This window comes from Musicola keenii, assembly GCF_014855505.1.
GTDB lineage: Bacteria > Pseudomonadota > Gammaproteobacteria > Enterobacterales > Enterobacteriaceae > Musicola > Musicola paradisiaca.
On the sequence record NZ_JAAWVW010000014.1, the window covers coordinates 48135 to 73636 of the forward strand.

At 55.7% G+C, this 25502-nt stretch carries 13 protein-coding genes and 2 tRNA genes; 9 read left to right on the forward strand and 6 right to left on the reverse strand.

From position 1 onward, the window contains the following. Nucleotides 1-950: 950 nt before the first annotated feature. Nucleotides 951-2678, forward strand: a complete 1728-nt coding sequence (locus HEP82_RS14540; protein WP_192458735.1) for a methyl-accepting chemotaxis protein — start codon at nt 951-953, stop codon at nt 2676-2678. A gap of 43 nt (nt 2679-2721) precedes the next feature. On the opposite strand, the gene dsrB is transcribed toward HEP82_RS14540, so the two are convergent. Then, complete coding sequence (gene dsrB / locus HEP82_RS14545; protein ID WP_192458736.1) at nt 2722-2913, reverse strand: protein DsrB; 192 nt, start codon at nt 2911-2913, stop codon at nt 2722-2724. A gap of 453 nt (nt 2914-3366) precedes the next feature. Between dsrB and HEP82_RS14550 the strand changes: the two genes are divergently transcribed. Further along, nucleotides 3367-4800, forward strand: a complete 1434-nt coding sequence (locus HEP82_RS14550) for an EmmdR/YeeO family multidrug/toxin efflux MATE transporter (RefSeq protein WP_192458781.1) — start codon at nt 3367-3369, stop codon at nt 4798-4800. A 554-nt stretch (nt 4801-5354) separates the two neighbouring features. After that, entirely contained in the window at nt 5355-5732 is a 378-nt protein-coding gene (locus tag HEP82_RS14555; protein WP_192458737.1) for a cytochrome b562, read from the forward strand. A gap of 47 nt (nt 5733-5779) precedes the next feature. On the opposite strand, the gene fhuA is transcribed toward HEP82_RS14555, so the two are convergent. The 3 genes from fhuA to HEP82_RS14570 all read right to left on the reverse strand — a co-directional run bounded on the left by fhuA (nt 5780) and on the right by HEP82_RS14570 (nt 8703). Continuing rightward, a complete protein-coding gene (fhuA, locus tag HEP82_RS14560) occupies nt 5780-7969 on the reverse strand; it encodes a ferrichrome porin FhuA (protein ID WP_192458738.1) in 2190 nt (729 codons plus the stop codon). 565 nt (nt 7970-8534) lie between these two features. Then, nucleotides 8535-8621 (reverse strand) — tRNA-Leu (locus tag HEP82_RS14565). An 8-nt stretch (nt 8622-8629) separates the two neighbouring features. After that, a tRNA-Cys gene (locus HEP82_RS14570) sits at nt 8630-8703 on the reverse strand. Between the two features lie 661 nt (nt 8704-9364). On the opposite strand from HEP82_RS14570, the gene HEP82_RS14575 reads away from it, so the two are divergent. From HEP82_RS14575 to fepB, 3 genes are all read left to right on the forward strand, one after another. Further along, on the forward strand, nt 9365-10174 hold the full coding sequence (locus HEP82_RS14575; protein ID WP_192458739.1) for a 5'-nucleotidase, lipoprotein e(P4) family: 810 nt from the start codon (nt 9365-9367) through the stop codon (nt 10172-10174). Nucleotides 10175-10727: 553 nt separating this feature from the next. Further along, entirely contained in the window at nt 10728-10928 is a 201-nt protein-coding gene (locus HEP82_RS14580; protein WP_192458740.1) for a hypothetical protein, read from the forward strand. Between the two features lie 231 nt (nt 10929-11159). Further along, complete coding sequence (fepB, locus tag HEP82_RS14585; RefSeq protein WP_225622489.1) at nt 11160-12212, forward strand: Fe2+-enterobactin ABC transporter substrate-binding protein; 1053 nt, start codon at nt 11160-11162, stop codon at nt 12210-12212. Nucleotides 12213-12247: 35 nt separating this feature from the next. Here fepB and entS read toward each other — a convergent pair whose 3' ends face one another. Beyond that, nucleotides 12248-13546, reverse strand: coding sequence for an enterobactin transporter EntS (entS, locus tag HEP82_RS14590; RefSeq protein ID WP_192458741.1), 1299 nt, complete (start codon nt 13544-13546; stop codon nt 12248-12250). 235 nt (nt 13547-13781) lie between these two features. On the opposite strand from entS, the gene fepD reads away from it, so the two are divergent. The 3 genes from fepD to HEP82_RS14605 are packed head-to-tail and all read left to right on the forward strand — an operon-like array spanning nt 13782 to nt 16703. After that, a complete protein-coding gene (gene fepD / locus HEP82_RS14595) occupies nt 13782-14828 on the forward strand; it encodes a Fe(3+)-siderophore ABC transporter permease (RefSeq protein ID WP_407938294.1) in 1047 nt (348 codons plus the stop codon). Between the two features lie 10 nt (nt 14829-14838). After that, on the forward strand, nt 14839-15870 hold the full coding sequence (fepG, locus tag HEP82_RS14600; protein WP_192458743.1) for an iron-enterobactin ABC transporter permease: 1032 nt from the start codon (nt 14839-14841) through the stop codon (nt 15868-15870). Between the two features lie 35 nt (nt 15871-15905). Then, nucleotides 15906-16703, forward strand: coding sequence for an ABC transporter ATP-binding protein (locus tag HEP82_RS14605; protein WP_192458744.1), 798 nt, complete (start codon nt 15906-15908; stop codon nt 16701-16703). A 195-nt stretch (nt 16704-16898) separates the two neighbouring features. Here the strand turns inward: HEP82_RS14605 and HEP82_RS14610 are convergent, their stop codons facing one another. Further along, complete coding sequence (locus HEP82_RS14610) at nt 16899-25439, reverse strand: amino acid adenylation domain-containing protein (protein ID WP_192458745.1); 8541 nt, start codon at nt 25437-25439, stop codon at nt 16899-16901. Nucleotides 25440-25502: the final 63 nt, after the last annotated feature.

Sequence of the window (25502 nt, forward strand, 5' to 3'; positions counted from 1 at the left end):
ATAGGATTAATCCTAATTCCTGCCACTCTACCGCCTTAGCCATGACTCGTACAACGAAAGCCAGAGGGCATTTTAATAAAAATGCGACGTAAGTCACGCTTTAAAAGGATCTCACTTACAACATTTCACTATTCTTGCCTTTCAATGAAATCTCACTGAACACAAAACAACCAAAGATATTCACAAAAATCTCGACCAATCGAGACAATATACAAATTAATTAAAATAAATCAATATGTTATGTGAATTCCGCATATTCTTTCATTCTGTTTACATGCTCTCTTAGCGAATAGATTAGTTATATAAGTGCTCATTTGCCAGCAATGTCGCTGGCAAACGGAGGATAGTGTGTGACAAGAGCTGAACATTGAGCAGTAACCAGGAAAGCAACTCCCAATTTTCAAAAATTCAGGTTACGACTACTGGAATAAGTAATGTAACGGTTCTCATGACATCCTCATAAATAGCCCGACCTACTACCCTATACATGATACATGCTTGGATCATTGGGGCCCTTTATTGCCGACATTATGCTCGCTCGAGAAACATTTAAGTTGTCGCCATCTATACAAATGCCTAATAGCGCTTATTTGTTTCATATCGAGCATGTTTGCACAGAATCATCGCCATGCCATCAAAACAACGGTGATATCTCACTCAAAGTAGGGTATCAATTTTTAACATATCCAACCAACAGTGCTGGTTTCTTCAGATCCCATTTATTTACTTAATAATGAAAACGGTTAACAGCAGAAAGAGACTTTTTCAGCCACCAGATTCGTGATCAAAATCGCACTGAAATGTATGAATGTTTCACATCATAGATGCTAGGCTATATTCGTAATACGCGAGCAAAATTGTTGCGCTAATGTTTCCATAAGTTAACACTCTCAGGTTATATCGGTAGTACACACAGCAAGCGATGATTCATTTTTCCTGAAACGAGCGATATGGATATGAAAATGATGTCAAAATCAAATCAACAGGGTAAAGCGAGCATATTGAGTAACCTTGGTCTGGTACCGTTATTTGTCATCATTCTGGGCGGCATCATGCTGATGTTTGCTCTGGCTATTGGTACCGCCAGCTATTTTCTGGTTCGCGCAAACCAGAATCTGGATTATGTCACCCAGGAGATCGACGTCCGTCTAGGTCTCTCCAACAGTTCCAACCATATCAGAACCGCCCGATTGCTTATTATTCAAGCTGGAGCTGCTGTTCGCGTTGGGGATACGGAGGTATTTAACAACAATATAAAGCAAGCCGAACAACGCATCGTAATGTCGAAAGATGCGTTCAATATCTATGAAAACCGGGCCGTTAAAACCGATACGGATATTGCTTTGGATCCCGATTTGAAAAAGGCTTACAACGATTACATCGAAAAAGGCATCCTGCCGATGTTGAAGGCAGCCAAAGACGGTTATTTTGAAGAGATACTGAATCATGAAGCGGATGAAGTTCGAGTACTGGATGCGGAATACAATAAGCCGCTGCTGAAAGCGATTGCATTTCGGACAGAACGCGCCAAAGCACTGAATGCCGAAGCTCAACATCAAGCCATGTTAGGTTATTCATTAATGGCAATCAGCTTTGTAATTGCCGCAGTGATGACCTTACTGACATTCATGTTCTTGCGTGGCACATTGATTAAACCGATGAATATTCTAGTCACTCGCATCCAACGCATTGCGCAAGGCGACCTGACTCAATCCGATGAACGTTTCGGTCGAAACGAGATGGGGATCCTCGGCAAGAATGTCCAACAGATGCAGGCATCTCTGGTGCATACGGTTTCGACGGTTCGTGATAGTGCGGACTCTATTTATCAGGGTACAACAGAGATTACCGCCGGTAACAAAGACCTTGCATCCAGGACGGAACAGCAGGCTGCAGCTATCGAACAAACGGCCGCTAGCATGGAGCAGCTGACCGCCACAGTGAAACAAAACTCGGATAACGCCCACCATGCCAGCCAGTTGGCATCAAATGCCTCCGGAAAAGCGCGTCAGGGTGGCGAAATCGTTGAAAATGTCATCAACACGATGAACAGTATCTCCGGCAGTTCCCGCAAAATCTCTGAAATCACCAACGTCATCAACAGCATTGCCTTCCAGACCAACATTCTGGCGCTGAATGCTGCGGTAGAAGCGGCACGGGCAGGCGAACAAGGACGTGGTTTTGCCGTCGTCGCAGGTGAGGTTCGTAATCTGGCGCAGCGCAGTGCTCAAGCCGCCAAGGAGATTGAAAATCTGATTTCTGAATCAGTTACCCTAGTCAACAATGGCTCCGCCCTGGTTGATAAAGCTGGGCAGACAATGCACGAAATCGTCCATGCGGTAACCAACGTCACCGATATTATGAATGAGATCGCCTCTGCATCTGACGAACAGAGTAGAGGGATCAGCCAGGTCGGTCAGGCGATCACGGAAATGGACAGCACAACGCAACAGAATGCGGCGCTGGTACAGCAAGCATCGGCAGCCGCCGCGTCACTTGAGGAACAGGCATCAATACTGACTCGCGCCGTAGCTGCATTCAAACTCGCCAATCACGCGGGTTCGCAATTCATCACGCCGTCCAAACCAGCATTGGCGACAACAGCAGCCACGACAACAAATCTGCAGCTTGGGAAACCGCACGCCAATACCGGTAGCGATAACTGGGAAACGTTCTGACTGGTATGCCCGATACAGCGGTTGCAGTATCGGGCCATTTCTATCAAGGTCTTTCCGGCTCAACAAAGACCCCCTCCGGGCTGTTTAGCTCGTTAAAAAACCAGATCCCATCGGGATAATCATCCAGCGCCACCAAGTACATAACGCCTTCCTGAAACATCTCTACCGCCAGAATCACGCCCTCCCTGCGAGTCGCACCATCCGTTTTTACCGTAACACGATCGTTTACATTCATAATATTGCTCTGAAAAACCAGAATATGGTCGCTTCTTGTTACTTTACAGATCTTTTCTAGTGAACCGCAATCCAGATGCAACTAATTCTCAGTGAGTGGTGATTCCGTTTACATGACAGAAGATCACAACGGCTATCCTTGCCAGGGCAGCAACAGATCATGGTAATTTCAATATAAAATCATGTTTTAACTAAATCGCGCCGTCATACTGTTTCATACGCAAAGCGTGTTTATAATCACTGCAGCAAACCATTTGATACCCCAACAGCCAATGTGCGACGACAGCGCGAGAATGTCCCAATTCCCCTTCTTTGATCATGGTACGGACCAGCGACATCGTGCACACTGTTTCTATACCCCAGGATAACCATGGCTAAATGAGCGAGCTCAACCGCAAAAAATGAGTAAAAGTCAGGTCTCCTCCCCGCTTCAAATCAAAAAACAGGTAATACGATCTTGAGTACAGCCAAACAGCTGTTAAGTACGCTACGCGATACCTCCTGGTATAGAAAACGCCGCTCAAACCGCGTTTTGCTCAAACGTGAAATCATGCCACTGGCGCTGCCGATCTTTGTTGAAGGGCTTTGCGTTGTCCTGATGGGGATTTTCAGTACATTCCTCGTCAGTTGGTTAGGTAAAGAAGCGATGGCGGCTGTCGGATTGGCCGATAGCTTCAACATGCTGGTCATCGCCTTCTTCACAGCAGTAGCTCTTGGTACGGCAGTTGTCGTCGCTTTCAATCTGGGGCAGCGTAAACGATATATGGCTCTGCAAGCATCCAGGCAATCCATGTCGTTACTGGTTCTGGTGTCCTTTGTGCTGGTTGGTGTGGTTGAATTATCCGGCGCTACCATCATCAACCTTATCGCCTGGAGCGCTGAACCCGCGGTAAAAACACTGGCTTTAACATTCCTTCGCCTGACCGTTTGGGGCTATCCAGCTATAGCGATAGCACTTGTCGGATGCGGTGCACTGCGCGGCGCCGGCAATACCCGGCTGCCTATGCTGATTAATATCGCTATGAATATCCTGAATATTATAATCAGCGGCATTCTAATTTACGGTATCGGCCCCTGGCATGGATTGGGATTTATTGGCGCAGGTTTAGGCATTACGCTTTCACGTTATATCGGCGCCTTATTTGTCATTTTAACCTTGATGAAAGGGTTCAATGGCGCGTTACGCATTTCGTTTAGAAGCTACTTTTACCCTTTTACAACGGCGATCCTCTACGAGGTACTAAGTATTGGTATTCCCACCAGTATTGAGTCCGTCATGTTCAATATCGGGAAACTGATTACTCAACGTTTTGTCGCTGGCATGGGAACCGAAGTCATTGCCGGTAATTTTATCGCGTTTTCTATTGTGGCGTTGATCAACCTACCAGGGAACTCCCTCGGTGCAGCATCAACCATCATCGTAGGAACCCGCTTGGGGAAAGGCCAAATTGCCCAGTCGGTACGCCAGCTTAAACACATTTTCTGGTTATCCAACATTGGACTTTGCACATTGGGGATCCTATCCGTTCCTATGGCTGGTTGGCTGTCATCGTTCTATACCAATGAACCGGATGTGATAAAGGTTGCTAAGGAACTGATATGGCTTAATGCGCTGTTCATGCCAGCCTGGGCAGCTTCCTGGGTGTTACCCGCCGGCCTCAAGGGCGCTAAAGACGCCAGTTACACCATGTGGGTTGCTTTGGCAGGCATGTGGGGATGCCGGGTTATAGCTGGTTATATACTGGGGGTTATACTTGGCTTCGGCGTCGTTGGTGTATGGATGGGCATGTTTTTCGACTGGATCGTGCGAGGTATCCTTTTCTATCGTCGCATGACCAGTGGGAAATGGTTGTGGCGATACAAGAAAGACAAAACGCCCAGTCGATAATCAGCCATATCAGCAACAATTAAGTTCGACACATTAATGTTGTTCTTTTGCTGCTCTCCACCTAATAACATGAATTCCGCAGGCCCATCTCGGGCATAGGGAAATCCGGCGAATGACTGCGATACCGTGGTGGTATCGGGATAAAGTCTAATTATTCGGCAACTCGTAAATAACTTGCTTCATATTGCGGATATTATTCTCCCTCGATTTCAGATTGATATTGTCGTTAATTCGTAACCTGCATCGCAACCGCCTAATTAAGAGATCTTAGTCTCATTAATAATGATTAATATTACACAACCAATCAATAGCTTCTTATGCAGAGGGACTTAAAAAAATATAAATATTTACATTGAAATCAGTATGGTAAAAAACATTGAATCATCATGCAGTTAATTATGAATTGCCGTTTTTTTACACGTGCAATAGACATTGTTTTAGATAACTATGTTAAGTGTAATATAAATTCCATTTGACCCCATGAAGCCGCTCATGAATACTTCCGAAAAATAACAAGCCCATCGCCTATAAGGCTTTTTAACCTGGAGTGAGCAATGAAAAAAACGATTATCGCAATGTGCCTGGCCATTTCGGCATCCGCAGCACTTCTGCCCGTTTCTGGCATCGCTGCAGTACGAGATGAAATGTCAGCCATGCAAAAAAGCTACAAAGCAGCATCCAATGCCAATGATGCCGCAACATTGAAGGCCGAGCTATTGAAACTGAAGGAGCACGCCACTAAAGCCAAGGCTGATCCGCAGGCTAATAAGGGTGCTGAAAGTGCGGTATTCAATGAAGGCTTAAGTAAGCTACTCAAACAAATTGATGATGCTATTGCACTGGTTGATGCAGGCAAGCTGGAACAAGCAAAAGCCGCAACGGATGAGCTGAAGAAAACCCGTGCGGAATACCACAAAAAGCTTGGCGTATAACATCCTCGCAATGACTGCCGTGGTTCCCCAACCACGGCAGTATACATTTAAAATCTGAATGTAGCCGTAGCGGTAACACGACGTTCACTGCCCCAATAGCAGGCATAATCTGAATAGCAACTGGCAACGTATTGACGATTCAACAGATTATCCACATTGACGCCAATACTGGATCCCGACATGCCAAATCGCGCCAGATCGTATTTCACCATCGCATCAAGCAAACCATATGGCGCAACTTTGAACGAATTATCGGCATCGCCATACGAGCTGCCAATATAACGAACGCCTGATCCTATACTCACCCCGCTAAGCGCTGCTTCACGGAAGGTGTAATCCAGCCATAAGGACGCCTGGTTATTCGGAATCTGGTAGGGTCGCTTCCCTTGCAACGCATTATCCCGCGTGTACTTCACATCAACATGTGAATAAGCCGCCGTCATGTTGACGTTCTGGTTTAATGCGCCTTTGGCTTCCAACTCCACACCCTGGGCACGAATTTCCCCGGTCTGAATACTGAAACTCGGATTGGAGAGATCAGTGGTCAGATTATTACTCTTCGTTAGGGTATAGACGGCAGCCGTCAGAACAACCGGCCGATCCTTCGGTACATATTTCACCCCAACTTCATATTGTTTACCCAAAGAGGGTTTGAACGTTTCCCCATCAGCATTGGTGCCCGACGTCGGCTCAAACGATTCGCTATAGCTAAAATAAGGCGTTATGCCGTTAGCAAACAGGTAGTTGATCCCACCACGCCAGGTAAATTGCCCATCGTTCCGGGCTTCGGTCGAGCCTGAATTACGATTTTGCGCCGAAGTTTTCGACCAGTCATAGCGCCCGCCCATCGTCAACAGCCACTGCTTCCACTGCGCCTGATCCTGTATATAAAAACCTGTTTGTTCCTGACGATTCAAATACTTCCAGGCAAACAACGAATCAGAAGGAATCGTGTCGTCCCCATAAAGTGGAGTGCTCATATCCAGCGCCGAAGCAGAGCCGAAATAGGCATCGATATCATTGCGCATACGCATATAATCGAGACCGAACAGCACGGTATGCTCGACGTCCGCCGTTGAGAATACAGCCTGAGCCTGATTATCAACCGTGAAGCTGTTCAAGTGCTCACGGGAGATAACCGATGCGCGATCCAATACATATGATTGAGAAGAAGAAACACCGGAACCATAAATGCCGCGATAATAGGAATCCAATTGCATGTAGCGCAGGTTTTGTCTTGCGGTCCAAGTGTCATTGAATGCGTGTTCCGCGCTGTAACCGATCATTTTCTGGTTACGTGAAAGCTTATTACTCGCTTCCCCGTCATTGAAGGAAGTTGACAGCTTATGGGCCTGCCCATCGGCATCGAAATACGGATTCACCGTTCCCTGACGCGGCAACCACCCATAGAACCCGGTATAGGGATCATTTTGGAAATGAGTTAACAGGGTAAATTTAGTGTTCTGATCAGGTTGCCAGCTAAATGACGGCGCGATGGAATAACGCTTTTCCTTGGCCATATCCTGCTGCGCATCGCTACTACGCGCCACACCGGTAAACCGATAGGTATACACCCCGCTATCATCCAGCGCGCCGCCAAAATCAAACCCGGTTTGATAGAGATTATCCGTCCCCATTTTAAACTGCACTTCACGGATCGTCTCGGCCGTTGGACGTTTACTGACCAGCGCAACCAACCCACCGGGACTGGTTTTGCCATAAAGGACAGAAACCGGCCCGCGCAATACTTCAACGCGCTCAAGCATATAGGGATCTAGGGCGGCTTCAGAGTAGTTATCCCCTTGTAGCTTAAGACCATCCAAATACTGGTTAGTATTGACCGACGTAAATCCCCGAATATTCACCACATCATAAGTATTGGAACTACCGCGGTTACCGGAAAACACACCAGGTGTGTAGCCCAATGCATCTTTTACCGTATCGGGTTGACGGATCTGAAGCTCTTCACTGGTGACGACCGATACGGATTGTGGGTTCTTCTCGATTGACGTATCGGTTTTCGTACCGGTAGCGCTACGTTTGGCGACGATAGTTGGTGCCGGTCCCCAGGCGTCTTCCTTCGTAACCGTCGACGCTTCAACGGTAATCGTTTCCTCTGCGGCGAGTGCTACCGAAGAGATACTCCCTAGCGCAGCCGAAATCATAATGGCCAAATATCCACGCCGCGACAAAGCGGAGCGACCAGGATCAAAAGAGAAAGTACACGTAGTTATCATGAATAGGTTCCCTGAACACATTTTTTCGCAAATGATAATCATTAACACAAGGCGTGAATAATATGCGAACCAACTTATGCACTCAAGGATAGAATTTAGAGACGTCAGACTGACGCAACGTAACCAGCAGTTCAGTTGTGATACTGAAAAGATTCAGCGTGACGCGAGAACTACCTTCGTCATGACATGTGGCAGTTTCAAACCGAGACACGGTGATTGACGTATCCAGCCCAATACGGACGGGGCCGCCATGAGGAGCGCTTTATTGAAAATGTTCCAACTGGCCATTATGAACACCTGATTTGCGTGGTACAGGTCAGCGTGGGTGATGGTAATAAAGTTGCGATTAATTCAACTCCGCCACACAGCCATTCCTGGAGAAAAATCATTGGGTGTTGCGCTTTAATTATTCAACCACGATGAATAATGAGGGCTTTATCAAAAATCACTTCTGCATACCAGCAAAAACCAACGTCGCCACTTGCCAAATTACAGGCATAAAAAAACCGCCTAGTGGCGGTAATATTCTTTCAGTTTTTATCTTATTTATTAAGGCGTTAACACATGGTGCCCAGAGCGGGACTTGAACCCGCACAGCGCGAACGCCGAGGGATTTTAAATCCCTTGTGTCTACCGATTCCACCATCTGGGCTCAGAATTTGGAGGCGCGTCCCGGAGTCGAACCGAGGTGGACGGATTTGCAATCCGCTGCATGGCCACTCTGCCAACGCGCCTTATTTAGACATTCATTATGCAGTGATGTTATCCTAAAAAACAATCAACAACATATTGATTATTAAGACATTTTCACTTCCTGCATCAGGAATGGACGCTATTATGGACTGGTTCCTGATAGATGGCAAGGGCTTTGTACCATCACTAAAATCAAACGCTCAAAAGTTAGTCTTGGACGCAACATTGAATAGCGATATGACGGAGATATATTCTCATTTTGCTTATTATGCATATATGTTGTTCCAGAGTTATCATCAGTAACATGCTCAAACAGCATAACGCTCGATTTAACAGTGCTATGCAACGGTGTTTTTCGTGTTCGAGTTGACTCTCAAAGACAACTGTCATTTTGCGATTATGGTTGATGAATTTCCGTACATTCCCAAGCAAGCCTTATCACCATATTAGATAGCGGCTTCATCGCGCATGATTTCCGGATAAAAAACCGAAAACACTCATTTACGCACGATCTGTCGTCAATAGACGCTATCAGCAGCCCGCCGTTGAAATGCTGGCGCCACATTTCATCACACAGTTATTTGTCACAGAATTTAAAAAAGTGCATACAAGTAAAACTGCTGGCTTTACATCACTCTATACTATTGATTCTATGTTGTTTTTAAACCAGGCAACTCAATTGGGACAAGTAAAGGAAAAACGATGAAAAAACTGACATTAAGTGCCGGCGCATTGATGGTCATGCTAGCGTTAACCGGCTGCGCCCAGCAGCGCCAGCAGGAAGCGCAAACCGCGCTGTCCAACCAGTCTGTATTGGCGCTGAACTGGTTCCAGCAGTCCGGCGAGTACCAGGCGCTGAGTTATCAGGCGTTCAATACCGCTCGTATCGCCTTTGATGCCGCCCCCGTCGCACCGGGCAAGAAAAAAGCCGTCGTCGTCGATTTGGATGAAACCATGCTGGACAACAGCCCTTACAGCGGCTGGCAAGTCAAACAACATCAGCCGTATGACGGCAAATCCTGGGCGAAATGGTCCCAGTCTCGCCAGGCGACCGCCGTACCCGGCGCTGTCGCTTTCGCCAAGTACGTAACCAACCACGGCGGGCAAATGTTTTATGTTTCCAACCGGTTACAGTCCGAGTTTAATGACACCCGAGAAAATATGCTGAAACTCGGCTTCCCAGGTGTAACGGATCAAACCGTACTGCTGAGTAAAGGCAGCTCCAACAAGCAGGCGCGTTTTGACGAAATCAAGGCCGCAGGCAACGACATCGTGCTGTATGTCGGCGACAACCTTAACGATTTCGGAGCTGCCACCTATCATAAAGACAATGCAGAGCGCCGCGCTTTCGTTAGCCAAAATCAAACCAAATTCGGTACTCAATACATCGTACTGCCCAATCCGTTGTATGGTGATTGGGAAAGCGGCCTGAGCAAGGATTACAACAAACTGACGCCGGAACAGAAGCTACAGGTTCGAGACCAGCAGATCAAAGCCTGGTCAGGGCAGTAATCCATTGTCATATATCATTTCTCCGGTATGAAAGCAGGCGCCGCAAGCGCCTGCTTTTTTATGGCGTACATTCCGGCAAACCACATCGTTAGCAACGGCCATGACATTTTTATACTGTCTTCGTCCATTGCAATAACACCCAAACCTTAAGGCTGCATTAACACCAACCGCGCAATTACACAACATAAAACACCATTAATTGCCACCTTACCGTCTAAAACAACGCGGTAAAGTTTCCTTGCTCTTTCTAAGGTTTCTACCGGGCGGCAGGCAGCGCCAACTTGCTCATTCTTGCTCATTGAGAACAGATACGTTCAGGAATCCTATTGGTGACACAGCAGCCCGATTACCGGTATGGCCACCAACCCACGGCTAAATACCCAGAATAAGGTCGAATCATTGGCTGAACGGCGTTGTCGCAACAACTAAGTCATTATTGAGGGATAGCGCTTATTGCCCGGCACATCAGGGCAATGAACAGACCCCAACAGGGTCTGATGAATGCTTCAGGTTAACGCCTGAAGTTTATTAAAATAAATCAGGAGGTTGCAATATGAGCATGTCAATTCCTTCCAGCGGTGATTACTCTTCTGCTGTATCCATTCCCGTAAGCACAACCGCTAAAAACGTTGTTCCTGAAAGCGCCCGCGACAATGAAGCCACCGAGACAAGACCGGATGGTGATGAGTCAATGGCGCAGAATCTGCTGAGGACTACCGGCAGCGTCGGAACCCAGATCAACACAACAGCCTGATGTAACGGCTTCATACAGCAAGAGCGCTCTCACTGAGGGCAATAATTGTCTTCATAAAGCACCGTTTGCATATCGCAGCGGTGCTTTTTTGCAGCTGACGCCGCTTTTCTGTTGCTGCTCCCCTCCGCCAATCACTACTCGCCAAAAACGCTATTGCCATCCGCTTATTGTATGTGAGACGCATTATCGATAACCTTGCACCACCGCGTTAATATCTCAGGAAATCCAATGATGACGTACTCTGGAATGATACCGTATGCTACCGGCGTCAAACGCCGCCTCATCAAAGGCAAACGCAGCGGGTACCTGGCTCGATGTGTGTTGCTGCTCGGCATGCTGCTCAGTGGATGCGACGATGGCAAGCCGTCGGCACAGTCCGTCACTCCCGCCCCGACAGCCGGCTGGCCCCGCACTCTCCAGACCCTCAAAGGCCCGCTGACACTGTCAACCCAACCTAAACGCATCGTGTCGACCAGTGTCACCGTGAGCGGCACCCTGCTGGCCATTCAGGCGCCGTTGGTCGGCTCAGGCGCTACGGCACCGCATACGGTCGTTTCCGACGATCAGGGTTTTTTCAATCAATGGAGCGCAGAGGCCCGAAAACGCGACGTAAAACCGCTGTATATTACGGAGCCTAATGCCGAAGCCATCGCCGCTGCCGCGCCGGACCTGATCATCATTTCAGCCACCGGCGGCGATTCCGCCATGAAGTTATACGATCAACTGTCGGCCATTGCCCCAACGCTGGTCATCAACTACGGCGATAAAAGCTGGCAGCAATTGGCGGAACAGTTGGGAAACGCAACCGGTCATGAAGATGATGCCAGGCAGATCACGACGCAGTTCGACCAGCGGGTGCTCGCAGTTAAACAGGCAATCCAGCTACCGCCGCAGCCGGTTTCCGCGCTGGTGTATTACGAAGACGGCCGCGGCGTAAATCTGTGGACTCGGGCTTCGGCGCAAGGACAACTGCTCACCGAGTTAGGTTTTGAGCTAGCGGAACTGTCGGACGCTATTCAGACCGGCCTCCAGCAAGGCAAGCGACAGGATATTCTGCAAATTTCCGGCGAAAATCTGGCGGCTAGCCTCAATGGTCGCTCGCTATTGCTGTTCGCCACCGACGACGCCACCGTCGAACAGGTCATCAAGAACCCATTCCTTAGCCACCTGGAACCAGTACAGCAACGACAGATATGGTCAATGGGAACAGACACCTTCCGTCTGGACTACTACAGCGCCAGCAACATGCTCGATCGCATCGAACAACATTTTCGCCGGCGCTAACCACGCATCATCATCCCTGTCCTGAACGCGGGATCTCAGGATCCCGCTCGATCAGTTGACGCCGATGCGGACTCCAGCTCGGGTTCAGGTGCCGGCTGACACGCCGGCTCACCGAAACGACACTGTCTTAGCGGACGCACCAGTAATGCCATTATCCCACCGAAGACTGCCGCTACGCCGCCGAAGGTCAGTATACTGGCGGCAGGCAATAGCACCTTCCCCATCACGCCTAACAGCAGCGCGCCAATAGAATCGCCGGTGACATCCTGCGCCGTACCCAGACTGTTCACCCTGCCCAGCAAATGATCCGGCGTATGCGTCTGGATCAGCGTGAACTGTAACAGCGACGTGGTGGCATTAAGATAGCCATACCCCACCAGCGCCACCAGCGCGGGCAACAGGTGAGCAAACAAACCTAGCGACGCCACCGTCAGAAACGCCCCCATCGCGCATCCCAACAACAGCAGGCCGGGACGGCGCACGCCGGACACCCAGCCGCTGGTGAACGCCCCCAGCATCGCCCCCAGCGGCACCGCCGAATACATCAACCCCACCGCCGACGGCCCGGCATGATAGGTGTCGTTCGCCAACGCAGGAAATAGCACGCGCATCGCGCCGACAATACTGACCAGCATGCCGACCAGAACCACGCAACCCACCACCGGGTGCGAACAGACAAACCCCACCCCGCTGGCCAATGACCGCAACGGGTGTTCCGGCTCACGCGGCGCCGGGCGCATCGACGGCAAGCGCGTCAGCGGAATCAGCGTAGCCAACGTTCCCACCGCCGCCACGGCAAAATTCCAGCCGACGCCGCCTGCAACAATAATCACCCCGCCCAGCGCGGGTGATAAAATCGCACCTAATCGCACCGTCAACATGGTCAACGCCCCCGCTGCGGGAAGGTTTTCACGCCCGACCAACAACGGGATCACCGCCATCAACGCCGTCATCCCCAGCGCACCGAAAAAGCCATCCCATGCGGCCAGAACATAAAGCGCGATCAGCGAAGGCGTGCCGGAAAACGCATTGATGCTCAGCGCCACAAACCCCAGGCCGCAAGTGCCGCGGGCAAACAGAATCAGCCGACGCCGGTCGAAACGGTCGGCCAGTACGCCGCCCAACATGAGGCCGATAAACATCCCGATGCCGTCCAGCGCCACCGCCATCCCCACCTGCAATGTGGAGCCGGTCATCGCCTGAATCTGAACCGGCACCCCCACGGTCAGCATCCCCAGCGCAAATACCGACAACATCCGGGCCACAAAAATGGCACGAAAATGTCGATTGTTCTTCAGCAGGCTGAAGTCGAGCAAAAAAGAAGTTTTAGCCATAATCATCCATTCATTGTTTGTTTTGAGGCCATCTCCCGTCATGACCGACGGCGACCACCGTTGCCGACATCCATCGCCAGACACGTTCATCGATCCCCGCAAGTCACCGTAAAAGGAGTGACCTCACCGGTGTCAGGTCAATGTCTTTGCCGCCAACCCTGTGTTATTCTAGCCACCAAACAACATTAATGATAATAATAATCATATGCATTACTTAATAAAAAGGAGCTTATTGATGATGCCTTTACAGCGTGTGCTGCCCGGTAATCGGGGAATCGCGCAGCTGTCGGATGCACTGACACGGCGTCGCTATTACGGCATCGCCCCTTGCCTGCTGTTGTTGTTCCTCGTCGGCATCGCCAGCCTGACGCTGGGGGCTCGCGCCATCTCGGCCGATGTGGTGTGGCAAAGCCTGACCGGCGTCCTGCAAACACCGGATAGCACCATCGTGCTGCAGTCCCGTCTGCCGCGCACCCTGGCCGGCATACTGATCGGTGCGGCGCTGGGCGCTTCCGGCGCGGTTATCCAGGCGCTGACCCGCAATCCGCTGGCCGACCCTGGGCTGCTGGGCATCAATGCAGGCGCCAGCTTCGCCATCGTGCTGGGCATTATCGGTTTTGGCATCAGCACCATGGCATCCTGGTTAACCTTTGCCTGGGCCGGCGTACTGTTCAGTAGCCTGACGATATGGTTGATCGGCTCGCTGAGCGGCGGCCGGGTCAACCCTATACGTCTTACATTGGCGGGCGTGGCGCTTAGCGCGGTATTGACCGGCATCACCAGCGCCATCTCGCTACTCAATCCTTACGCCTTCGATCAGTTGCGTCTGTGGGAAGCCGGCACGCTGGATATCCGTTCCCTGCAAAACATCGCACTGGTACTACCGCCGGTTCTGCTGGGCTGCGTGTTGGCGTTTGTCTCTGCTCGCTCACTTAACACTCTCAGTATGGGGGAAGACCTTGCCACGGCGCTGGGCACAAAAGTGACGCTGATCAGAGTGCTGGCGATGATCGCCGTCATGCTGCTGTGTGGTTCTGCTACCGCACTGGCTGGCCCGATTGGCTTCATCGGCCTGATGATCCCGCACGTCGCCCGCTGGTGGGCCGGGCCGGATCAGCGTTGGATCCTGCTTTATTCCCTGCTGTTCTCGCCAATCCTGCTGCTATTGGCCGATATCATCGGCCGCCTGCTGGTGCCGGGCGAACTGCGCGTTTCTATCGTTACCGCCTTCATCGGCGCGCCGGTATTAATCTGGCTGGTGCGCCAGCGTCAACGCATGTAGAGGAAAACGGATGCTGTCGACCCGACTCCCGCTGTTATACGCCGCTACGGGGACTCGTCTGCCGTGGCGCATGTTTTATGTCAACGGCCTGTTGCTGTTGCTAGGTCTGATGCTGCTGACGTTGGCCATCATGCTCGGCACCCTGTCATTCTCCGTCATCGAAGTCTGGCAAGCCTTGTTTGGCCACGGAAACGGCAGCGCCGTCACCGTGATCACCCAGTGGCGCGCGCCGCGCGCCGTCACCGCGTTGCTGCTGGGCGGCGCGCTCGGCATCAGCGGCGCCATTTTCCAGTCGCTGACCCGTAACCCGCTGGGCAGCCCGGATATCATCGGTTTCAATATGGGTGCTTATACCGGGGCTCTCGTCACCTTTATTCTGCTGCAAGGCGGTTATTACGACGCTGCGATTGGCGCAGTGATCGGCGGGATTGCCACCGCCGTCGCGGTATACCTGCTGGCCTGGCGGCGGGGTATTTCCGGCTTCCGGCTAATTATCGTCGGGATTGCCGTCAGCGCCATGCTCTCGGCCTTCAATACCTGGTTGATGATTACCGGTTCGCTCGAAACCGTGATGGCGGCGGCGCTCTGGGGCAACGGAACGCTGAACGGCATGACCTGGGGCAAAGCAACACCTGCGCTAGTGCTTTGCCCCATCGCCATCGTCGTCACACTGCTGCTATCCCGGCGGCTGCAACTGCTGGAAATGGGTGACGACAGTGCGCGGGCGTTGGGCGTAAATGCCGAAGCCAGCCGCCTGTGGCTGATGCTGTGCGGCATTGTGCTCACCGCCGTGGTCGCCGCCTGCGCCGGGCCGATTTCATTCATCGCGCTGGCCGCGCCGCAAATTGCCCGCCGGCTAACGCACGCCAGCAGCGTACCGCTGGGCGCATCGGCGCTGGTCGGCGCTGCATTGCTGCTGGCCGCCGACATCATTGCCCAACACGCATTTCACGGCCGGCAATTGCCGGTAGGGGCGGTCACAGTCAGCATCGGCGGTCTTTACCTGATCGGGTTGTTGATCCGTGAATCGCGCCGCTCATAACACGTTATTCATCCGTCTGTGAAGAGAAACCGTCCATGACTCATCTTTTACATGCCTCACAGCTCACGCTCGGTTACGACCAGAAAATCATCGCGCAGGATCTGAGCGTCGCCATTCCTGAAGGGAAATTCAGCGTCATCATCGGCCCTAACGCCTGCGGCAAATCGACGCTACTGCGCGCCCTGTGCCGCCTATTGAAACCCCAGGCGGGTGAAGTGCTGCTGGATGGCCGCAACATCCACCGGATCCCCACCAAGCTACTGGCCCGGCAACTCGGCCTGCTGCCGCAACACGCCATCGTACCGGACAACATCACCGTCGCCGATCTGGTTTCCCGCGGGCGCTACCCGCACCAAACGCTGCTCCGTCCGTGGAGCCAGGACGACCAGGATGCGGTCACACACGCGATGGCCGCCACCAGCGTCGGCGATCTGGCGGAACGTTGCGTGGATGAACTGTCCGGCGGTCAACGCCAGCGGGTATGGATTGCCATGGTGTTGGCACAACAGACGCCGTTGTTACTGCTGGATGAACCCACGACCTGGCTGGATATCGCCCATCAGATCGATCTGTTGGATCTGTTCCGCGAATTGAACCAGCGCCACAGCCGCACGCTGGTGGCGGTACTGCACGACCTGAACCAAGCCTGCCGCTACGCCGATCATCTGATTGTGATGCGCGCCGGACAAGTGATGGCGCAAGGCCAACCGTCCGAGATTATCAGCGCGCAGCTGGTGCAGGAGGTCTTCGGTCTGTCGTGTGTGATTATCGACGACCCGGTTTCCCACACCCCGCTGATCGTTCCCTGCGGACGTCATCACCCTGCGGCCTGACACACAACTCCACCCCATCGTATCAGGCATAAAAGAAGCCCCCCTGTCAGCACCGCGCTCACAGAGGGGCTTCTTTATCATTACACGCCGGGAGCGTTTTTCCACGACGCCCCACGTCGGCCCGCAAGGTAACGCACCGCGAGGGGCGCCATAACAAATGGCCGACCTGCCCGGCCATTTGTTACCGCGACGGCCCTATGATTCGCGACGCAGCAGGCGATTGAGCAATGGCCCCAGTTCGGTCTGCATCGACGGCGAGAGGATATCCACATGCTCGCAGTCCAATCGGTACTGGGTCAGGTTACTGATGTACGGTGCCCAGGTCGCGTCGATATCCATGTCGTCCGGTAACGTCCGGGTCGCCACAAACAACACCGCGTCGCCGTCATAACGCAGCGAACGTGCTGATGGCAGGATCCGCAACGAATCGTCGTAGTTGGCGACGATATTGTCGAACAACGCCATTCGTTCCGCCCGCAACTCGGGATCCGACTCCTCTTCCAGCATGGCGAGAAAATCCGCCTGCTCACGCTCCATCTCGCGGTTCGCCTCTTCATCGTCCGCATCCGGCTCGCGCCAGTCCTGCTCTTCCGGCGGGTAGGTATCCAGCAGCCCCAGGAAAGCGACTTCCTCGCCCTGCTGCTGCAAACGCGCGGCGATAGAGTGCGCCAACATACCGCCCAGCGAATACCCCAGCAGGAAATACGGCCCTTTCGGCTGGATACGCCGTAGGGTCGCCAGATGGTGATCGCTCATGGATTGTAAATCGTCATAACGGGCGATGACCCCGTCCGGCCGCAACGACTGTAACCCCACGATCGGGTAGTCACCATCAAGGTAACGCAGCAAACCGGCATACGGCCAGGCGAAACCGGATGCCGGGTGCACACAAAATAGCGCCGGGCCGTCGCCGCTGCGCAGCGGCAGCGTTTCATCCACGCCGCCGCGCCCGCTGTCCGCGTCGTCATCCATCAACGCGGCTATCCGCGCCACCGTCCGCGCCACCATGATTTGGCCGACCCCCACCGCACGCTGCAACTGCCGCCGGATATCCGACGATAGTCGCATCGCCAGCAGCGAATGGCCGCCGAGCGCGAAGAAATCATCGTCCGCCGACACCGGCCCACACGCCAACAATTCGCCGAACAGCGCCGCCACTGCCCGTTCATTGACGGTATCCGGCGCCCGGCCCTGCTGTTGCAATCCCTCCGGGGACGGCAACGCCTTGCGATCCAGTTTGCCGTTGGCGCTGAGCGGGAAATCCGCCATCTGCACATAGCCAACCGGCACCATATGCGCGGGCAACTGGCGGGCCAGCGCCTGTTGCAACGCCGCGCTGTCCAGCGTGACATCCGCCGCCATCACCAGCCAGGCGATCAATTGGCGGGCATCAGCGCCCTGCAACCCATGCTGCCCGCCGCCCAGTTCACGCGCGCCGACAACAGCCTGCGCCACCCCCGGCAGCGCCAGCAGCGCCTGTTCGATTTCCCCCAGCTCGATACGCTGGCCGCGAATTTTGAGTTGATCATCACTGCGCCCGAGATATTCCACCGTGCCATCTTCCAGCCAGCGGGCGATATCGCCGGTGCGGTACATACGTTCACCCCAGGCAAACGGGTCGGCGACAAACCGGCTGGCGGTCAGATCCGGCCGGCGCAGATAGCCCTGGGCCAGCTGTACACCGCACAGGTAAAGATCCCCGGCGACGCCGAGCGGCACTGGGCGCAACGCGCCGTCCAAGATACGCAGTTGCGTATTCCATACCGGCAACCCGATGGGAATGCCCGGCAGCGTGCAACGCGCCAACGCCTCGCCGGAGGCCGGTTGCCAAGTGACATCCACCGCGGCCTCCGTCGGCCCATACAAGTTATGCAACGGGGCGGCGATCAACCGCTGATAGTTTAGCGCCAGCTCACGCGACAAAGCTTCGCCACTACAGAACACGCGCCGCAGGCTGTGACAACCGATCATCTGCGTCGGCCGCGCCTCCAGCGCGCTGACCCAAGCCGCCAGCATGGACGGCACAAAATGCAGAGTAGTGACCGCGTAATCGTCGATCAGTTGCACCAACGCATCCGGGTCGCGGTGCGCTTCCGGCGGCGCCATCACCAACTGTGCGCCGACCATCAACGGCCAGAAGAATTCCCACACCGAGACGTCAAAACTGCACGGCGTTTTTTGCAACACCACATCATCCGCGCCCAGCGTGTATTGATGCTGCATCCACCACAGCCGGTTGACGATCGCTTCATGGCCGACCACCACGCCTTTCGGGCGGCCGGTGGAGCCGGAGGTGTAAATGACATAGGCAGCCTGTTGCGGCTCGACCGTCACCGGCGCGTAACGCGGCTGTTGACGGTCATCGGCCAGCGTATCCAGCAGCAGTACATCCGCCAACGGCGCAAAACGCGATCGCAACCCGCTTTCGGTGATAATCAGCCGGGGACGAGCGTCTTCCACCATCAGCGCCAGCCGTTCGTCTGGATAGCCGGTATCCAGCGGCAGCCACGCCGCGCCAGCCTCCAAAATGGCGCTGAGCGCCAGACTCAATCGCACCGAACGCGGCAACGCCACCGCCACGATATCCCCCGGCTGGACGCCGGCATCGATCAGCCGCTCCGCCAGCAGCCGGGCCTGATGCCACATCTGACGATAGGTCAGTCGGTGTTGGCAATCCGACAGCGCGAGGCGTTCCGGCGTGCGTGCTGCCTGTTCCGCTACCGCCTGATGCAGGGTGCCGCGCGGCACCGCATGCGCGGTGCGGTTCACCGCATCCAGCAGCGCCTGTTCCTCCGGTACCAACAGGTTCCAGGCACACAGCGGCCGTTCCGGCTGTGCCACCAGTTGCTCCAGCAACAGCATCAATCTCTGCGCCAAACGCTGCGGCTGCGGCACGCTGTCGCGGTACTCCATCAGCAGACGCAGGCGTTTGCCGGGCAGCACCAACAGCGTCAGCGGATAATGGGTATACCCGCGGTTATTAACGCCCTCGCAGCGCAGCGGCTGTTCGCTTCGGCTCAGCGCGTCGCCGTCCGGATAGTTCTCCACCACCAGCAACGTATCGAACAGCGTGCCGGTTCCGGCCAACTGCTGGATCTCGCCCAGACCAAGATCGTCATGCTCAATCAGTTGAATTTGCTGCGTTTGCAGCGTCGCCAACTGTTCCGGCAGCGAACGCGCAGGGTCCAGCGTCAGGCGCACCGGCAGGGTATTGCTGAACAGCCCAATCTGCCGCTCGATCCCGTCCAGATGGCCGAAACGACCGGATACCGGCGACCCGAAAATCACCTCATCGGCGCCGCAGCTGGCGCTCAGCAACACGCCCCAAATGCCCTGCATCAGAGTGTTGAGCGTCAGGCCGTGTTCACGACACAACGCCAGCAGACCCTGTTCCAGCGCCGGCTCAGGCAACAGCGCTAACTCGCGGACATCACCGTGATGAGGCCCGTCGCCGAATAACAGCGTCGGACGTGCGCCCGCCAGCACCGAGCGCCAGCATTGACGGGAAACCTCAGCGTCTCTCGCCGCCAGGCGCCGCACGATATCGGCGTAGGCCACCGGGTGCGCAGACAGCGCCGTTTCCCCCTGATAGAGCACGGTAAACAGATCCTGCAGGCAGATCGGCGTCGACCATCCATCCACCACCAAATGGTGGGCATTGAGAAACAGTGTGTGGCGTTCGCCGTCGGCGTGCGTCACCAGCAAGGCGCGCAACATCGAATCCGGCTGGCGGAACAGATCGCGCTTCAGTTCTTGCTGCTCCAGCGCCAGCAACGCGGCAGCTTCATCGGCAGCGGACAGCGCCGGTAACGTGCGCCGATCCAGCGGCCAGTAGTCGCCATCGTCGCGCAGCAGCGGCAATACCTGCAACGGCTGCGGCGCCAACCCGGCGTCAAACCGGGCGGCCAGTTGCGGATGATGACGCACCACCGCCGCCAGCGCCCGGCGCAGACGGTCGACGTCCAGCGGGCCGCGCAGCGACAGCCGGGTCAGCGAATTGTAGCTGCCGTCGGTTTCCGCCATCTGCGCGTGGAACAACAACCCCTGCTGCAACGGCAACACCGGCAACACCGCCGCCAGCGGGCCATACTGCCGACGGAGATCCGCCAGCACCGCATCGGTCACGCCGGGGAGTGCCACCTCCGCCGCAGTTAACGTATCGGCCGCCGCCAACGGTTGCTGCTGCGCACCCGCCAGCAGGCGATCCAGCGCCGTCGCCAGCGCCTGATGCAGCGCGGTAATGTCGTCGGCGGTAAAAATGTCATCCGCCCAGCCCCAGTGCACCGCCAGCTGCGGCGTGCCGTCCTGTTCGTCGACAAAAATATTGATGTCCAGCGCATGGGTGAGCGGCATCCGTTCATCCTGCGTCACCGCAAAAGTGTCGCGGAAATGGCGCGCGGTGCGCATCGGCGCCCAATCGCCCGTCTCGGCGCCAAAGCGCCCCAGGTAGTTGAACAGAATTTCCGGCGCATGATCCTCCAGCGCCGCCAGCACCTCGCCGCTTTCGCTATCCAGATAACGCAGCACGCCATAGCCGATGCCGCGATCCGGCACGACACGCAAGGCGGCCTTCACCGCTCGCACCGCCTGCCAAGGGGTTTCATCGTCGACGCCGTCGATCAACACCGGGTATTCCGCCGTCAGCCAGCCGACGGTTCTGGCCAGATCCGAACCGGCATCCAGATCTGGGCGGCCGTGCGATTCCAACCCAATACGCAGCGGTTGCACGCCGTAACGCTGGCGGCATGCCATCGTCAGCGCGCTCAGCAGAATTTCATCCACGCCGGCGCGGTAATTTTCCGGCAGCCGGGTCAGCGCCGCCTGCGTCTGGACGGCATTCAATGTCAGGCGCAGCAGGCGACGGCTGTCATGGCGATGTCGCTGCCGGTTCAGCACCCGCGCGCCCAACAGTGGCACCGGTTCCTGCATCACCGACCGCCAGAACGGCAGTTCCGCGCGCCGGGACGGTATCTGCGCGTTCAGCGTTTCGGACCAGTCATACAGCGAACACTCTTCCGGCGACAACACCGCCATCCGGCCGTTGATGATGTCCTCACACGCCTGCCGCAGTTCCGGCAACAACACGCGCCACGATACGCCGTCCACCACCAGATGGTGCGCCGCCAGCACTAATGCGCACGAACGACCCGCGCACTGTAGGAGAACGGCCTGCATCATGACGCCGTGGGCAGGATCCAGCCGCGCCGCCGCCGCCTCAAACGCCTGTTCAGCGCCGCTTTCCAGCTTCCCGACGTGCTCCAGCATCAGGGTTTGTACCCACTGCGGATCGAACGGGCGGCCGTCTATCGTCAGCTGCGCTTCGGCCGCCGAGGCCGTCAACGCCGGATGCGCCTGCGCCAGTGCCGCCAGCGCCGACGTCAGCATCCCCGGTTGTAGTGCCGCAGGCGTCGCCAGCAACACGCCGTGCGCAAAACAGGTGGTGATCCCTGCCTGATGGGCAAACCCGCGCACCATCGATAATCCATCCGCCACGCCTTGTCGACTCGACTGCACCTGCGGTGTCGATGGGCCATTGGCCTGCATCGCCAGCGCCATGCGTGCGGGCGTCCGCTGGGCGAAAATCTCTTTCGGCCGCAGTTGCCAACCAGCGCGACGCAGCAACGTACCCAGCCCCATGGCGGAAATACTGTCGCCGCCAAGCGCGAAGAAGTCATCCTCCGCGCCGACCCGTTCCATATTCAGCAGTTGGGCGATGGCGCGGCAGATCAACTGCTCCTGTTCGGTTTGCGGCTCGCGTCCCGTCGGTATCGCCGCCTGTTGAGGTTTGGGCAACGCCTGCCGGTCAATTTTACCGTTCACCGTCAGCGGCAGTTCCGCCATCACCATCAGGATGGCGGGCACCATGTATTCCGGCAGACGTTCCGCCAACTGCGCCAGCAGACGCGCCTGGATATCCGGCTGCCGGCGCGCCGCGTCGTCCGGCACCGAGCAATAACCGATCAACCGATGCGTGGCGCCGATATTTTCGGCAATCACGATGGCAGTGCTGATTTCCGGCAGTGCCGCCAGCGCGTTTTCCACTTCTCCCAGTTCCACACGGAAACCACGCACCTTGATTTGGTGATCCACCCGGCCGATAAATGCCAGTTGGCCGTCGTTGCGCCAGCGCATCAGATCGCCGGTGCGGTACATCACCTCGCCCGGTATAAACGGACAGGCGACGAAGCGCGTCGCCGTCAGATCCGGCCGGTGCAGATAACCGCGCGCGATCCCCGGCCCGGCGATGTACAACTCGCCGGGCACACCCGCCGGCACCGGCTGCAGGCGGTTATCCAGCAGCCAGACGTGGGTATTGGCCACCGGGCCGCCGATAACCGGCTGCTCGGCCGCCTGCACGCTGGCGCCCAGGGTATCGATGGTGTATTCCGACGGCCCGTAGTAGTTGTGGATTTCTATCTGCGGATGTTGACGCATCAATTGCCATAGGCGCGGCGTCGCCGCTTCACCGCCGATCATGATAAAGGCGGGCTGGTGGTTGCCCGGCTCCAGCAAGCCGCTGTCGATCATCTGGGAAAAAAACGACGGCGTGATGTCCATCATGTCCACCGACACCTGATTCAGGTGTTGCACCAACGCCCAGGCATCGCGCCGCAGTTCTTCATCAAACAAGTACAGCTCGCTGCCCATCAGCATGCAAAACAACGGTTCCCAGGAGGAATCAAACGAGAAGGACGCGGTATGGCCGGCGCGCAGACGCCGACCATGACGTTGCAGAAAACGATCGATGGCCGGGCCAAATAGGAAATGAGTGTGTGATACCAGCAGATTCAGCAAACCGCGATGGGTGCTCATCACCCCTTTCGGACGCCCGGTGGAGCCGGAGGTATAAATCATGTAGGCCAGGTGTTCGCCACACAGCACTTCACGCCGTTCGTCGTCGAGTACCGGCCCGGCAGCGGCCAGCGCGCAGCGTTCACGTACCGACGGGTCATCCAGACACAGCGTTTGCGGCAGCAGCGGCATCCGCGCCTGTACCGATTGATGCGTCAACAACAGCGCCGGCTGGGCGTCGTCGCACATCAATGCCAGGCGCTCACGCGGGTAGTCAAGATCCAACGGCATATAGGCCGCGCCGCTGGCCAGCACGGCGAAAATGGCCACCACGGCATCCACTGAGCGGGGGATGCCGATCGCCACGACGTCGCCCGCGCCGATACCACGGGCGATCAATACACGCGCCAGCTGCATCGAACGCCGGGTGAGCGCCAGGTAACTCAGCGATTCACGCGCGTCCATCAATGCCGGTGCATCCGGCCGTGTTCTGACCTGCTGCAGCAGGCTATCCAGTACGGAAACCATGCCTTCGGGCATCGCTAACTGCGGGCCACGCCCCCAGTTCTCAATGCGCCGCCACTCCGCCGGGCTGACCAGCGCCAGTGCGCCAATCGCCTGCTGCGGCTGCGTCACCAGCTGAGTCATCACCTGTTGCAGCCGCTCGGCGTGCCGCTGCAACGTTTGCCGATCATAGCGCGCCGGATTGGCGACCAATTCCAGTTGCAGCTCGCCGTCCTGAACGCCGAGGGTGAACTCCAGGTCGTCCACCGGCCCCATCGCCAGTACGTGCGTCACCACCGGCGTGCCTTCCAGCCGCAGTTCAGCCTGGTAGACCTTAAAGTTGATGACCGGCCCGTACAATTCCCGATGGCTGCCGACTAACCCCAGATCGCGCCGCAGTTGCTCCGCTTCGTAGCGCTGATGGCGCCGCACCGTGCGGATCTCCCGGCATAGCGCCTGCGTCACCGTTTCCAGCGTCATATCGGGGCGCAGTTCAAGCTGTAACGGCAAGACATTGACCACTGGCCCGGTGGCGCATAACGCGGCCGACCCCATGCGACGCATGAACGGAAAACCCAGAGACAACCGCGATTCGCCGCTCATGCGGTGCAGATACACCGCCAGCGCCGCCATAGCGATTTCCGCCGGTTGCGCCAGCCCGGACGCCGCCAGCGCCTCAACGGGTGCGCCCGGCATCACTGCCCGCTGGGTCAAGGGTCGCGAACCGGAATGCGCTTCACGGCACTCATCCGCCGCCAGCGAGACCGGCATCGGCAAGTCGTGCGCGTGCTGCCGCCAGAATGCGGCGGACTGTTCACAGGCCGCCGACGATGGCCAGGCTCGGTATTCGTCTACTACTGCGGCGAAGGATTCAAACGGCGACGGCGACGGCGTTTCGCCCGCCCGCAGCGCGTTATAAAGGGCCACAATGCGCCGGGTCAGCGCGTCGAAGCTGAAACCGTCCAACATCAGATGATGAAAGCGTTGATACCACAGCCAGCGTTCCGGCTGCGCCGAGACCCGTATCACCGCCTGCCGGTACAACGGCGCATCGCCGTCAGCAGGCAGCGGCGCGTCCAGATCGGCATGCATCCATTGCCAGGCTTGCTCTTCACCGTCGTCAACCGCGCTGAAATCCAACCACTCCGGCGGATTGACCTGCAACGGATCTCGCCGTAGCGCAAGCCACTGCACCGGCTCGCCGGCGGCATTGACGCCAAACCGCGCCAGCACCGTATCCGCTTCCGCCAGCGCCTGCCGGATAGCGGTGTCCAGACACGTTTTGTCTATCGGGCCGCGCAGTTCAAGCGCATGCGCCACCGTAAAATCGTTATGTTGGTCGGATAATTGATCCGCCATCCAGATACCCGGTTGCGCCGCCACCAGCGGCAACTCCTGATATTTCGCCTGTTCAGCAGGCGCTGCACCTAATTCTGACACCTTGTATTCCTTTATCATCCGTCAACGGTTCGAGGAGAACAGCGTCCGCCTTGTCAGGTCAGC